The organism is Vagococcus sp. WN89Y (genome assembly GCF_052220145.1).
Taxonomy (GTDB): domain Bacteria; phylum Pseudomonadota; class Gammaproteobacteria; order Enterobacterales; family Enterobacteriaceae; genus Kosakonia.
Genome location: NZ_JBQPOM010000063.1, coordinates 1 through 14,878 on the forward strand (window position 1 = coordinate 1; position 14,878 = coordinate 14,878).

Annotated in this window: 12 protein-coding genes and 1 tRNA gene; all 13 read right to left on the reverse strand. The window is 48.0% G+C overall.

The genetic code is table 11. The annotated features are described in order from the left end of the window. Positions 1–107: 107 nt before the first annotated feature. Positions 108–854, reverse strand: coding sequence for a tyrosine-type recombinase/integrase (locus ACTU3N_RS17760; RefSeq protein WP_443087452.1), 747 nt, complete (start codon positions 852–854; stop codon positions 108–110). 315 nt (positions 855–1,169) lie between these two features. Beyond that, positions 1,170–2,993: a DUF4365 domain-containing protein gene (locus ACTU3N_RS17765; protein ID WP_443087453.1), complete on the reverse strand. Its 1,824-nt coding sequence runs from the start codon at positions 2,991–2,993 to the stop codon at positions 1,170–1,172. Positions 2,994–3,510: 517 nt separating this feature from the next. Further along, positions 3,511–3,783, reverse strand: coding sequence for an ogr/Delta-like zinc finger family protein (locus ACTU3N_RS17770; protein ID WP_443087454.1), 273 nt, complete (start codon positions 3,781–3,783; stop codon positions 3,511–3,513). Positions 3,784–4,063: 280 nt separating this feature from the next. Then, positions 4,064–6,739, reverse strand: a complete 2,676-nt coding sequence (locus ACTU3N_RS17775; protein WP_443087515.1) for a DUF927 domain-containing protein — start codon at positions 6,737–6,739, stop codon at positions 4,064–4,066. A 102-nt stretch (positions 6,740–6,841) separates the two neighbouring features. Continuing rightward, a complete protein-coding gene (locus tag ACTU3N_RS17780; RefSeq protein WP_443087455.1) occupies positions 6,842–7,081 on the reverse strand; it encodes a hypothetical protein in 240 nt (79 codons plus the stop codon). Continuing rightward, complete coding sequence (locus tag ACTU3N_RS17785) at positions 7,078–7,668, reverse strand: host cell division inhibitor Icd-like protein (protein ID WP_443087456.1); 591 nt, start codon at positions 7,666–7,668, stop codon at positions 7,078–7,080. Before ACTU3N_RS17785 ends, ACTU3N_RS17780 begins: the two co-directional genes overlap by 4 nt. Positions 7,669–7,770: 102 nt before the next feature. Further along, entirely contained in the window at positions 7,771–8,775 is a 1,005-nt protein-coding gene (locus ACTU3N_RS17790; RefSeq protein WP_443087457.1) for a P2 family phage major capsid protein, read from the reverse strand. Positions 8,776–8,793: 18 nt separating this feature from the next. Then, complete coding sequence (locus ACTU3N_RS17795) at positions 8,794–9,657, reverse strand: hypothetical protein (protein WP_443087458.1); 864 nt, start codon at positions 9,655–9,657, stop codon at positions 8,794–8,796. Between the two features lie 360 nt (positions 9,658–10,017). Then, positions 10,018–10,812 carry a hypothetical protein gene (locus ACTU3N_RS17800; RefSeq protein ID WP_443087459.1) on the reverse strand — a complete coding sequence of 265 codons (795 nt, stop codon included), beginning with the start codon at positions 10,810–10,812 and terminating at the stop codon, positions 10,018–10,020. Between the two features lie 7 nt (positions 10,813–10,819). Next, positions 10,820–12,001 (reverse strand): tyrosine-type recombinase/integrase, encoded by a 1,182-nt coding sequence (locus ACTU3N_RS17805; protein WP_443087460.1) that lies wholly within the window; start codon positions 11,999–12,001, stop codon positions 10,820–10,822. Positions 12,002–12,166: 165 nt separating this feature from the next. Beyond that, positions 12,167–12,242: transfer RNA gene (locus ACTU3N_RS17810), tRNA-Thr, on the reverse strand. A 111-nt stretch (positions 12,243–12,353) separates the two neighbouring features. After that, positions 12,354–13,607, reverse strand: coding sequence for a glutamate-5-semialdehyde dehydrogenase (gene proA, locus ACTU3N_RS17815; protein ID WP_443087461.1), 1,254 nt, complete (start codon positions 13,605–13,607; stop codon positions 12,354–12,356). 11 nt (positions 13,608–13,618) lie between these two features. After that, positions 13,619–14,722 carry a glutamate 5-kinase gene (gene proB, locus ACTU3N_RS17820; protein WP_443087462.1) on the reverse strand — a complete coding sequence of 368 codons (1,104 nt, stop codon included), beginning with the start codon at positions 14,720–14,722 and terminating at the stop codon, positions 13,619–13,621. Positions 14,723–14,878: the final 156 nt, after the last annotated feature.

The following is a 14,878-nucleotide window of genomic DNA, read 5'->3' on the forward strand; positions in this document are numbered from 1 at the left end:
ACGATCAACAACCTGTTTGACAGCTTCAATTTTAAACTCTTCAGGATAACGCTTACTGCTCATGTGCACCTCTCATTAAGCCATTTTAAATGACTCTGAGGTGTCTGTTAAACCCGTGGCGATTCAATGGTTCTCACGCCCGTAATCATCAGTAATTTCGTCGCTATCTGGACAAGCTTACTCCCGGTATAACCCTCTAAGGCACGCAGAAAATCAGGTATCTCATCAGCTTTTAGGAACGGGAAATGATTGGATTGGTGTACTTCGAGAGCGCTGGAAAGATCCGCCGCAGGATTGTACTCCGCCCTGCCTGTTGCGATTGCGTAGCGAAACACTTCGGAGCAACGCTGACGCACTTTCCGCATTTTCTCCAACGCTCCACGTTTCTCAATTTTACGCAGCATGTTCAGCAGCTCTAGGGGTTTAATCTCTCCCACTGGCCTTGTTCCGACATAAGGAAAAATATCGTTCTTAAACGCTTCTATGATGTCTGAAGCATATCCTGCCGACCATTTAGCAGATTTAAGTTGATGCCACTCTCTGGCTATCTTTTCGAAGGCGTTCTCTGACTCTGTTTGCAAAGCCAGCTTTTGCTCTTTTCGAACCTCACTAGGGTTCTTTCCTTCTGCCACAAGTTTTCGAGCTTCATCACGACGGGAACGAGCATCGGCAAGGGTGATCGTTGGGTAAACGCCAAGCGAGATCAACTTGGGTTTACCGGCAAAACGATAGCGGAACCGCCAGCTCTTGCTTCCATTAGGTTCTATAAGCAATGACAGCCCTTGCCCATCTCCAAGTGTATAGGCTTTAGCTTCAGGCTTAGCGCGGCGAATCTGCATATCGTTTAAAGGCATGTGTATAGGAATCCAAGACCGAACAGGAACATATACACAATCCTATACACATTCCGTATCGGATTCTACTGGATGATTACGGACAGCGACGGACTAAAAGGCGATAAAATCGTTATAAATCAGGGTATTTATGGATGAATACGGACGTCTGGGGAAGTTGAAATGGTGCCGATAATAGGAATAAAATAAAAACATATAGCATTGATTAATAACAATAAAAATTAAAATCAATATGGAAATGCCCCCAAAAATACCCCCATCTCGACTACTGTATTGAGGGATCTTTGAAGGAGAATTTTTAACACAAAGATGTTGCTACCAGCGCTCTAAGCGACTAATGAGGTCTTTATGAAGTTCACTTTGTTCTTCTTGCCAAGCACTCGTCCATTTCCATTCAGGATTTCTTGGTTTGCAGTCTTTACAATCTTTACAAAATTCACTCCGGAACCCCCCTACTGGCTTTGAATTATATATATCATCCAGCCTCCAACCACCCATCACATGATTTTTTTTCAAACAAACAAGATATTTCATAGAAGCAGAGTATAAACCAACCATCATGGCAGGAATTCCAACAGAACGAGATGCAACCATAAGTAAATGCTCGCAATTTTTTACTACACGTTCAGGATTGTAATCCAGTAACCCTTGTTTGATAATCCTACCCATCTCATCTTCAGGATCATCAATCTTGAATCCCATCTGCCTTGCGCGGCTTGTGAAAAAATCAATTTCGCTATCAGGATCACTCCGTTCTTGAAACGTAGTTTTGTGCTTAGCGATTTTTTCAAGCGCTATATTTAAACTTGACTTTATTTCCTCACTCTTAATAAACTCTAACTTACTCTTTGCTTGTTCAAAACATTTCTCATAATCTTCACGATTTGTACTAACGGTAGCATATATTAATACAAACTTCCCATATAATGGTTCATTCTCTTGCACCTTACATATTTCCATTGCTAGATCTAAGCAATAATCAATCCAATTAAATAAATATTCCGAAGATTCAAGCCGTTCATCTATTTTTAATCTGTGTGCATATACACCTAATTTAATAGCAACGCGTGATATAGCATCAGTGAAAAAGCTATCATTACCCTGTAATATCATTTTATTTATTGAATATATTGTTTTTTGTACATGACTTGCAGTAGCGGTAACAATTCTATCGTTCTCATGATTCAGCATCCATGATGTCAACTCATCATGTGAAGTATTTCTCTTGGTAAGAACAGCATGATAATCCGACTCAATCAATTTATCTATAATAAAAGACCTCATTAAGAAAATAACATACATCCTGTAATATTCATTTTTCCTTTCACTACGGACTAATCCAATTAATGCATTGTAAAGACTGAATAAATATTTGTTTTTTTCCTCTTCGTCCTGCAATGCCTGTATATAAACCTGCTCTATATATATAGCAGAGTTAAATCTTGTATCAAACAATTCTGAAGTTGACTCGAAAGTAATTTTTGCCTTATTAAAAAGCTCATTATAGCTTCTAGACTTTAACAATCTATCATATTGTTCTATATATAGATAAAAATTAAACTCCTTATTTCTTTGAATTAAGTCATCAATAAGCTTACTTGGGCTATTTTTTAACATTTGGTTAATTGGTGTGTTTATTTTATTTAACGCGTTTATTTTCATCCATGTCATATTATCCATAACAGCTTGTATTAATTTATCACTTTCATCCGGTAAAGTATTTGAGCATGGGATATGGATTGCAATGCTTTTTTTCCCTTCACTATTAGATATTGCTAATCTACTACTCAAGCTTTGATCATCCTGCAAACTACACCAATAAACCTTCTTTTTAGTTACATCAACAACAACAAGGATGATTGGGACATCCAATTGATTCATGTAATAATTTAATCTTTCGGTTGAAAGGTTAAAGGATGCAATATTTCCATCATTAATTATGGAAACATTCTCCTGTCCTTTAATTTGAGCTTTGAATATAAACCCGGTTGCCTTTTCATCATCAGCAATTATTTCAATCTCTGCATCAACTCCGTAGTCCTCTTGATCTTCCTGGCAACGATATGCCCAGTTAATTGGGATGTTAGATTGGAATATTCTTCCTGCTGCTCTACCAATTTGCTTAGGAGTTAAGGCCATTTTCTTCATTCCTTTTAGGAAAAACCATCAAATTCTACTCCACGTAATAATAAGATGCAGTGATTCTGATTGTAAATTTTTTCAAGATTTAGATTTAGTTCATTGCTCCACGCCCATGGGGTACATTCATAAAAAAAGACGTAACCGACCAAAATCGCACTACACCGCACCCGCCTGCCAGTTTCATATCAGTAAAATTTTTCAGTTTTGTTTTTCTACAAACCGGCAAGCCAGCCCGCGCCAGTGCTGGCTCTCTGGCATGAAAACCGCATTGAAAAAATTGAAACGAATTTCACTTTTTTTCAGTTTCTGCTCTTTAAGGGCTGACTCTAATTTTTTCAGGTGATTGTTTCAGAAGGGATTTTTAATTTTACGTCACTGTTCGATAAGAAATAACGCTGAATTAGAAAACAATAACGTTATTAAATTCAATAAATTACCGCAGGGAAAAACTGAAAAAAACTTCATCACCTTTCAGCAGTACCGGGCACACGTTTCGTATCCCGGTCTGCCGTCATTAAGCCCGTTTTTTTGCCTGAAGCAGAAATTCCAGCGCTTTTTCCCGATCCTGTTCCGGCATCGCGTCAATCAGTTCTTTCACCCTGCCCTGCCCTTTCAGAGCGCTGGGACTGAGGGTATGCGAAAAGGAAACGGTCATCACAAAGGAGTGTCCGCATTCAACGTTTGTACAGCTACAATAAACGTCCGCCAGCTGGGGATGCTTACGATTAGTCTTGCGAATCGTCGCAATGGCAAGACATTCAGTGCAGATCATTTTCATTACACGCATGTGTTTTCCTTAATTCATTGCCAGCCAGGAATAAGGCTGACACGGTTGATTGCTTTCTGCCGGAACGTGTAACAGCGGTAACACTGGTAACACCTTTGATTTATAAAGATAAATACCGTTACCTCTGCATTTTTCCTTGAGGTAACGTGTGGTAACACCCGGTTTTTGTTACCACTGTTACCACTCCTGTTTTTTAACTGGTAACGCCCACAGCCCTTGCGGCGTCTGGCTGTTACCTCTGTTACCTGTGTTACCTCATAAAAATAAGACTCGTGCGAAGCTATTCTTCAGGGTCGCCCAGCACATTTGTATTAAACTGGTACACTCGTTTGAGGCCTATTTCTGGCAGGCGAAGGCTTGTCTGGGTTCGGCCATCCCTGCCCGGCTCCAGCCAGCCCGCACTGACGCAGAGTTTTGCCACTTTACTGGCATTGAAGCCCTTACAGATTTCCTTCCAGCCTGACGGCAGGACATAAAATGTCGTGACCGTTTCCGTGGTCTGACTGCCCGTATCCACTTTGCGAAAGCCCATCATGGCTACCGGACGATTCCTGTCGTCGTGCCAGTCGGCAAAACGGCTGTACTGGTTACGCGTGATAAAGTCGCGCACCTGTTCCAGCGCGGCGCGATCTTCCTGATTAGCTGAATGGCCACGATCCATCATCCACGACGCCAGACAACGTTCTGCCGCTGCGTAAGCCTCACCTTCCAACCAGCCGGTGATACCGGCGCGGGTGGCCAGTTCCCCGGCCATCGCCACCAGGGCAAAGCGGGTCACTGCCCGCCCGACCTGATTCCCCGCATCCTGCGGCGTCAGCCTGCGCGTGAACTCTTTCAGCATCGCCTTAGCCTGGCTGGTCACCTCCGGCGGCGAAGCCGTAATGTGACGCAGCCAGTCACGGAACGGCGCACCGTGGAACTGCGCTACACCCTGTTCAAGATGTTCAGACAGCGCCTTTCCGCCGCTGAAACCATGCAGTTCTTCAAACACCCCGTATTTGCCGGAATCGCTGGGGATCTGGATCATCCGCACTTCAACACCGGCATAAGTCCGTTCCCCTGCATTTGCCGCATGCTCCACCAGGGATAATTCGCCGGTGGAGAGAAACAGCAGGTTCCAGCGGTTCGTTTCCCGCACGGAACCATCTGTTCTGGCTCTGGCCTTGCCCTGGCCATTAGCCAGCATGTAAGCAATATTCCCCGCCTCGCGTCCGTCCACCTCGCGGATTTCATCCAGCATCAGCGTGGCGTCATTGCGGCGGCTTGCCGTTCCCTCCAGCGCGTTACCCGTTGCACGCCACGTATGCCAGAAATCCGTTCCGCCGCAGACGGACGCCGCCACTTTCATGGTGGTGGTTTTGCCGTCCGTCGATTCCCCTTTCAGGTGATAGCCTCCGCCGCTCATGCCGACCAGTTGCAGTAGTGGCGCAGCAAAGGCCAGGCTGACGCTGAAAGCCAGTCTGGCGTTCCCGGTGCAGTAGCGCCCGATATGCTCCCGCCACTCTTCCGATGTGCCATTCACCCGGAAATCCCGCCCCTGAACGCTGGAGGTCTGGAGAATGACCGACCGCGCATCGCGGCCAATCACCTCATCCTGTAAGACGTACACGCCGCCATGCCAGCCGGTTCGGTTCACGCAGGTGACTTTGTTCTCCGGCTTACAAAGCGAGATGTATTCCATCAGGTGCGCCCTTGCCGCACCGTTAACATTGATATAGGAAAGCCCGTTAACCAGCAGGACGCGGCGCAGCTCTTCCCCACTGCCGCCCAGCATTTCCATCGGCATCGCCCACTTCCGGGGATTGCCGTTGGTGTCCTCCCACTCCAGCAGTCGCCCGTAATTGCTGCCATCGGCATCGCTGGTAATGGCCGTGACACGGATAGGGCTGGAAATCTTGATATTGCGGATTTCCGTGTCCCCGTCCGACTTATTCACCAGCTTGTCATACCACAGGTATTCTTTTGTAAGGCGGAACCCCTCCGGCAGCCGTGTCTGCCCCCGGCCATGTAAGGTCATTTCGTCCCGGAACGCCTCGCGGGTGCGTTCCAGACCATTTTCCTGACGGAAATCATCCCAGTCAGCTTTATGGCGGGTCGGCGGCAACGTTACCCAGCCGTTTACCGCCTTCGCGGCCTTCTCTGCCCAGATACGCCCGGTGTTTTCTTTCCCGTCCAGTAAATCGTTATCCCCGGCCAGAACAATGCGGGTGTCCGGCCATTTCTGGCGTATTTTTTCGGCAGTTCGGGGAAGATTGGTGGCGGCCACCGCCGCAATCACCCAGCCGGAAGCTATCAGGGAAACAGTGAGCGCAGTGGCAAAGCCTTCGGTGATAATGACCTGTTCCGGCGGTGTCGCCGGTATGTCAGCCAGCGCGATAAAACTGCCGCTCAGCTGGCTACCCGGTAGCAGGTTTTTATTCCCTTCCGGGCTGATAAGCTGACCGCCGGTGATATCGCCGTCAATGTCAGTCAGCGGCAGCAGCAGGGAACCGGCAGCAAAAACCGTCCCTGCAACCGTTGTCGGTTGTTCAAGCAGGGCAAACGCATGACCATAAAGGCCACGCTCAGTCAGATAGCGGCTTTCCCCCTGCCTGCTTTGTTTCAGCAGTTGATGGAAACGCGCCCGGCCATTTGCCTGCCGTGCAGCTTCATTCCTGGCGGGCTTCATGGGTTGCTGACTCACTTCCGCCAGTGACAACGTTCCGGCCACCATGCCTGATACCTCTTTCACGCCTTTTCCTGTCACCAGACGGACAAGATCCAGACCATCGCCATTACCGCACTGATTACAGAACCATGTCCCGCGCCCTTCTTTATCATCCAGGCGAAAGCGATCCGTACCGCCGCATTTCGGGCATGCGCCGTGGCGATGCCCTGCCGGTACGTCAATCCCCAGCGCAGAAAGAATATGCGGCCAGCGGCCACGCGCGGCAGTCGCAACGGATGTAACAGACATTTGTTTCACTGGCACACCTCCTTTCTGCCGCTGTTATCACAGGCGGTTATACCGTGAATGCGCAGTATCGCCGCGCGAAGTACAGAGGAAACAGGAGTCCGGTTATTTATCATGACGACTCCCCTTCATGGTGCTGGTTTCCCTGACAACGCCGTCAAGCTGTTCGGCAAGGCAGGCAAAGATGGCCGCTGCGCCATCAGAAGAGACCGTTTTCAGGCTGGAGGCGCTGCATACGGAAAGCACATCGGCAAGGAATTCACTGGCGAGAGCGACGCGTAAGAGACGATTTTCCCCGGTTTCAGACAGGGTGCAGCCGGACTGAATATCAGAAAGCGTTTTCATACCCGTCCCTCCCCGTCACGATGTGTTGGCAGACGACCAGCAAAACAAATAACAAACTCAGCAAGCAGCTTAAAGCGTGCGTCACGCTCATTTGGCGCAGTGATACGAACCGGAGCAGGGCGGGCTTTGCCGTCGGTACGGCGAACGGCCAGAAACAGAAAGGTATATTCAGGGTGTGATAACGCAGGGACGGTAGCCATAATGGCAATCTCCGTTAGATAGCGGTTAACGCCACCACCGGAGTTCCTACGCTCATGGGTGGTAGCCCGGACGGGGGTAGGAATACCGGCTCTAACGAATACCGGCCAGCCCGAAGGCTGCCCCGCCCGGACTACCATAATTTTGATGATGCGATGTTGAGGACAAATAATTGTCAGAAAACACCACACCAGAAAATACAGGTATGCCAAAGCTGCGACATAAAAAAACACGCCTGGCGCGTGTTGTGTCGCCGTTAGATTACTCGGGTTCCTACGCCCGGTTGCCGATTTTGCGGCAACGCCCGAACTATAGCCCGCCTGATCACAGCGAGGCAAGAAATTTATAACCGAATTTATTGTATTGTTCATTTCTGCAAATCCTGGCATTCTGAATGTCCTTACAGTATCTGCCACTCTGTAAGGTTCATTTTTTACCTGTTAAATTCCAAAGCCCGCTGAATAACCAGCGGGCTTTTTATTTGCTGTGAGTTATTCAACGAAGGTTATTGCATTCTCATCAACAGCGGCATAAAGCTCAGAATTTCCCAGCGCATAGCCTTCATTACGCAGATAGGAATGCACGTATTCGCAGTTATCTTCATCAAACTCCGCCCGGAAATAACGTGTATTAGCCTGCGTATAAATATGCAGATTACTCAGGGTAGTGACGGCAAGGCGTTTGCCGGGCATAAAAGGCGGGATAAAAGCAAACCGTCCGGCTATCGAACTGGTGGCCATCTGCGCCGCGCTTACGTTTGCCGGGCGATCAGCGGCATTAAATAACCGCAGACGTTGCTGCGCCGCCAGCTCTGTGCCAATCAACACCACCAGTCGCGGATCTTCCCGGAATGGTTCGGCAATCACATTAGTGATGAGATGGTTTGCCAGCAGATCGATATTTTTCCATTGCCCCGTTTCACCTAATGTCAGCGGCTCAGAGAGGATTTGCTTGCCATGTGCAAACTCTTTTGCCAGTGCGTGCCAGCCAATATTGACATCCTCACCTTTCTTATTCGTTTCAGGATCGGTGGTTTCTGCAATGGATGATCCATTAAAACCAATCCGCAGCATATCCAGTGAATAAGCCTGGCTAAAAAACGCATCCATTACTTCATCAAAATTACCGGCATTGCCAAGATTATAGATATCTGACATTTCGCCATAGCTGATAGTGGCGCATGTATCCGTCTCGGAAAGCCAGAACTCGGTACCGTTTACAGATATCTTTTTACGGAAACGACCGTCAGCGACCCGGCCAGAATGTAGTTCACTGGCACCAATATTAATGGCGTTCCCGGATACTGCACTCACGTCGCGAAGCGTGATTTGTTCCATCATCCAGCCGGATTCCAGAATGGAAGCCCGTAAACTGTTTTCTTTTTTCCCGGATAATGAAAAACGATGCCCCTCACCCAGGAATGAACGATCGGTTGATACAAATTTCTCATGATAGCGGCGTGCAACATCCGGCTTTTCTTTATTAAAAGCAAACATAGATAACCCCTGAACAAATTAAACGGAAAAGATTCTTTCTTTACGCCCGGCAAATTTATTACCTTCCATAAGGTAATTCACATAATCTTCACCGGTTACGATTGCGCGCAGTAATGTATTACCTGCTTTGTAATATTCTTTATATGCCAGCGCCCGAAGCATGCCGCCATTATTTAATTCGTATTTATCCACCGGTGGCGTACAACATTTAATAATGTCGCTTACCGCTTTTGTCACTTCGTCAAGTGCATCAGTAATAAACCGGACTGCACCGGCTATAACCGGGTTCTGATAAGCCGAAACAATATTCGACGGAATATATGTCGAAAGGGGAAAAGAATGCAGCAACGCTTTATCAATCCCTTTTCCGATATGTTTTGCCTCACCGACAAGTAAACCAGGAAGGGATCTGAAATGGTTGACCCGTGTTTGCTGCTCAGCCACGCGACCGAGTGCCGTCTCATAACGCCGCTCCGCATCCGCTCGGTCTGTACGTGATCCACGGCTTTTCACTTCAGAGATTGAACGGGCGTTGTGAACCTGATTCATTGCACTTTCCGCTTCGCTGGCGGTACGCTGGCGATAGCCCAGCTCCTCTTCCTCATGGCGACATAGTTTCACGCAACGGGTAAGCAGCATATTAATTTCCTCTGCCACGGCTTCAGTATCAGGAACGGTCAACCCCGTCAGTGAAAATAGAGTCTCGCCTTCAGCGCGTAATTTATTCAGCCTGAATATTTCAATAATGCGTGCTATGCAGGCGGCATCGCTGTTTGTATCTTTAAAAGGAATAATTTTGTAATTGTAAATTGTAGAAACGCTTTTACTTTTCAATGCAAACAGGTGCAGGCTCTCGCCCTTTTGTAATAAAAGGTTATTCATTTTTCGTCTCATTTTTTTGGTTTGAATGGATTAGCTTTTAATTACTTCATTCAGTATCAGTGGAATGGCTATCTCGCCATGCATAATAATCACCAGCTCGCCAGCGCGACATACGTCCTAACTTAATCGGTTTTGGAAACCTACCTAATGAAATTAATTTGTAGATCCACTTATCTGTGAATAAGCAATCTGACGTAATAAACTTCATATCAATAAGTGAATCGGCAGCGGGTCGGGTATCCACCAATCTCATAGAATGTTCCTCTCCATTTATCTGGTTATGTCAACGGAGGGGATTACAGCACCATACCAACAAGTAGAAAAGGCAAGTAAGCAAAAAATACTTACCCGCCACATTTGTTAATTTTTTGTAAAAATTGGCTTATTAAAAATCGAAGACACCAATTTACTGATCACTGAATGTGATAAAGGGGGTTGCTTTTCATCGGGCCAGAACTCTGCTGCCCTGTTAAAGATCAGGTCAGTTATTGACGTTGCATTCTCTTTTCTATAACTCGAATTTTCTTTGTATAAGTATAAGGCCACGCTAAGAACTTCATTCCTTTTAACTGCGTGCCTTTCTTGCTGAGCTACGGATAGTGCTTCGTACTTACTGTCGGAAACATCAGTTTCACTCAATGCAAAATGTAATTTCTTTATATCAGCACGCTCTATATACCCTTCACTTTCAAAACTTAAGCCTATATCATGCTGCCAATCAACCTGAATATATTTAACCATGTACGAATAGGCTTCTCCAGCAGGAATAAGCAATGAAGGATATTCCGGGAACTGACCTTCAAAATAAATAAAATCATTCCTCACTTTCGGAGGCATTGAGAAAAAGCCTTTAGTGCTAGCCAGGACTAATTTCTTCTCCCTTTTAATCTCGTTAATTTTTATCAAACTAAACTCAGAAATATAACTAAACCCTTCAGTATCTTTTTCTAAAGAATCGATATGTTTGGTAAAAGCATCAACGTCCCTTACTTTATGCTTTGAATGAGACCATCGGCCACACACACTTAATGAGAACGTAATATCTTTTTGAATAGCTATATGAAATATGTCCTGTTCATCGCAACCTAAAAGTTTTGTTGCATCGCTAATGCTGTAATGAGTGCGATGGAGCTTGAGAGAATTATTCTTAGCCATTTTTCAATCAAGCCTCTTTGCCATTAACAAAATTGCTATACCACTGCATCATCTCTCTGCGACCATCAAGATATTGTGCATGGTTATATATTCCACGAATTGAATTTTTATCCAGGTGAGCAAGCTGGGTCTCAATCCAGGCGCTATTAAATCCCTTCTCATGCAAAATCGTACTCATCGTATGTCTAAAGCCATGCCCGGTAACCCGGCCAGCGTAACCAATACGCTTGAATACTTGGTTAATACTGGCTTCACTCATACATTTACTGGGATCGTTACGTCCAGGGAACATCAAGGGATAATTCCCGGTTAGCTCTTTAAGCTTTTGAAGATAAGCGATAGCCTGTTCTGATAGTGGCACAAGATGCGCACGACGCATTTTCATGCGTTCTTTAGGGATCTCCCATACAGCGTTGTCGAAGTCCACTTCACGCCATTCAGCAGCGCGTAGCTCGCCCGTTCTCAGTCCAGTCAGGATAAGTAAATGTGCCCCCAGCACAACAATCGGGCTTCCTGTATAGCCATTAAGGGCGGTAAAGAACTCGGGTAACTCGGTAGCTTTAAGGAAAGGATAATGGACGGCTTCATGGCCCTGCATTGCACTGGCAAGATCCGGTGCAGGATTGTAGATTGCTCGCCCTGTTACGATGGCATAACGGAAAACTTCTCCACATCGCTGGCGGACTTTCTTCGCTTTTTCCATTGCCCCTCTGGCTTCTATGAGCCTTAACACTTCCAGTAGTTCGAGGGGTTTAATATCAGCAATAGGGCGATGACCAATATGAGGAAAGATATCCTTCTCGAATGCCTCAAGGATGTCGGAAGCGTACCCCTCGGACCATTTTGGTGACTTTATCTTGTGCCACTCTAATGCAACCTCTCTAAACGGGTTGATTATCTCAATGGCAGCGGTTAAAGCCTGCTTCTTTGCCTTCTTTATTTCGCCGGGATCGTCACCTGCTGCAAGTAATTTCTTTGCATCGTCGCGCTTTTGCCTGGCATCGGCAAGGCTGACAGCCGGATAAACGCCAAAAGCCAAGCGCTTTTCTTTACCTGCGTAGCGATACTTCATTCGCCAATATCGTGAACCATTGGGTTCTACCTGAAGATACAGGCCGCCGCCATCAGCGAGCTTATAGCTCTTCTCTTTTCCTTTGGCGGCTTCAACCTTACGGGCATTCAGCATCATTGGGGGCACATTTCCTGGACCGAACAGAACATGCCCCTGATTGTGCCCCCAATTGTATGTTGATTTCAAGTGACTGGGGTTGACCTCAAATGACTGTAATCAGCCTAAATACTATGTTTTTGAAGGGGTTTTATTGATGTGAGTTGACTTGAGAAAACTAGGGGGTGGTGCCGATAATAGGAGTCGAACCTACGACCTTCGCATTACGAATGCGCTGCTCTACCAACTGAGCTATATCGGCCCTGCAGACGTGTCCACGAGTGTGAAACACGGGGTAAAGGTTAAAACTAAGCGGGTGATGCGTCAATGCCCCTGCGAATCAAACGGCTACTTTTGCATCACCCGGTTTCATTTAAGCACGAATCGTATCGTCGCCGTAACCAATCCATTTATAAGTGGTTAACGCTTCCAGCCCCATCGGGCCGCGCGCATGCAGTTTTTGCGTGCTGACGGCGACTTCTGCACCGAGACCAAACTGCCCGCCATCGGTAAAGCGTGTGGATGCATTCACATACACCGCCGAAGAATCCACTTCGTTAACGAAACGATTAGCATTGCTCAGGGTTCGCGTAAGAATAGCATCAGAGTGCTGCGTCCCGTGCTGGCGAATATGGCTGATGGCGTCATCAAGACCGCTGACGATTTTCACGTTTAAATCCAGCGATAAAAACTCGTCGTCATACTGCGCCTCCTTCACCGGCTCGACCTTCGCCGGGCCGTTTTGCAAAAGTTTGAACGCCTGCGCATCCGCATGCAGCGTCACACCACGTTCCGCCATCGTTTTACTCAGTGCAGGCAGAAAAGCACCGGCAATGCCTTGATGCACCAGCAGCGTCTCAACCGTATTACAAGTGCCTGGCCGCTGGGTTTTCGCATTGACGATGATATTCAGCGCAGGTGCAATTTCAGCAGAATCATCGACAAAAATATGGCACACACCAATCCCGCCGGTGATCACCGGGATCGTCGATTGCTCGCGGCACAATTTATGCAGCCCTGCGCCCCCGCGCGGAATAAGCATATCGATATACTTATCCATGCGTAGCATCTCGTTAACCAGCGCACGATCCGGGCTTTCAATAGCCTGCACTGCGCCCGCCGGTAAACCGCACTCTTGCAGCGCTTGCTGGATAACCTTCACCGTCGCGGCATTGGTTCGCCAGGTTTCCTTGCCGCCGCGCAAAATCACGGCATTACCGGTTTTCAGGCACAGGGAGGCGACATCCACCGTGACGTTGGGACGCGCTTCGTAAATCACGCCAATCACCCCCAACGGCACGCGGCGGCGCTCGATACGCAGGCCGCTATCCAGCAGCCCACCGTCGATCACCTGCCCCACCGGATCGGCAAGATTGCAGACCTGGCGCACATCATCAGCAATACTTTTTAAGCGCGCCGGATCCAGCGCCAGACGATCGAGCATCGCATCGCTCAAACCATTACGGCGTGCCTCCAGCAAATCCTGCTCATTCGCCAGCAAAATTTCTTCCGACTGGGCCTGAAGATAATCGGCGATTTTTTCCAGCACACGGTTTTTCTCGTGGCTGGAGAGCAATGCCAGCTTGTACGACGCTGCTTTCGCAGCGATGCCCATTTGCTCAAGCATACTTCTGCTCCTTAACGGGTGATCATATCGTCGCGATGAACAGCAACGGGGCCATATTCATAGCCAAGAATAGCGTCAATCTGTTGTGAGTGGTGACCCGCAATGCGGCGCAGCGCATCACTATTATAACGGCTCACGCCATGCGCAATATCGCGCCCTTGCAGAGTGAGAATACGGATCACTTCACCACGCGAGAAGTTACCCGTCACACTTTTAATCCCTTTGGGCAGCAGCGAACTGCCGCGCTCAAGAATAGCAGCCGTTGCCCCTTCATCCACGGTGATTTCCCCCGCTGGCGGCGCGCCAAAGATCCAGCGCTTGCGGTTTTCCAGCGGTGAGGCCTGCGCATGAAAACGCGTACCGACCGCAACGCCCGCCATCACATCGCCAATCACGCCAGGCTTACTGCCTGCAGCAATAATGGTGTCGATACCGGCGCGACATGCCACATCCGCCGCCTGCAATTTAGTGCCCATGCCGCCGGTACCCAGCCCGGAAACACTGTCACCCGCAATTGCCCGCAGCGCATCGTCAATACCGTGAACATCTTTAATCAGCTCGGCATCCGGGCTGGTGCGCGGATCGGCGGTAAACAGCCCCTGCTGATCGGTCAATAGCAGCAGTTTATCTGCCCCGGCAAGAATCGCCGCCAGCGCGGAAAGATTATCGTTGTCGCCCACTTTAATTTCAGCGGTTGCCACGGCGTCGTTCTCATTAATCACCGGCACGATATTGTTGTCGAGCAGCGCACGCAGCGTGTCGCGCGCGTTGAGAAAACGCTCGCGGTCTTCCATATCCGCACGGGTTAATAACATCTGGCCAATATGGATGCCGTAAATAGAAAAGAGCTGCTCCCACAGCTGAATCAGGCGACTTTGCCCGACGGCTGCTAACAGTTGTTTTGAAGCGATAGTCGCGGGCAGTTCCGGGTAACCCAGATGCTCACGCCCGGCGGCGATTGCCCCGGACGTCACAATTACAATACGGTGCCCGGCAGCATGTAGCTGGGCGCACTGGCGCACCAGCTCAACAATATGGGCACGGTTCAGGCGGCGGGAGCCACCGGTTAAAACACTGGTTCCCAGTTTTACCACCAGCGTCTGGCTGTCACTCATGATTCTCTGCCATTCAACAAAATAAGAAATTTCGATAGTAAGCAGACGTTGTAACAGGACTGGCTGCGCTTGCCAACTGCCAGTACCGAAAGCGTGCAAGTTTGTTGCGCAGGATCAGCGAGCGTAACGGCGAAACATGACTTTTTGATGACAAAA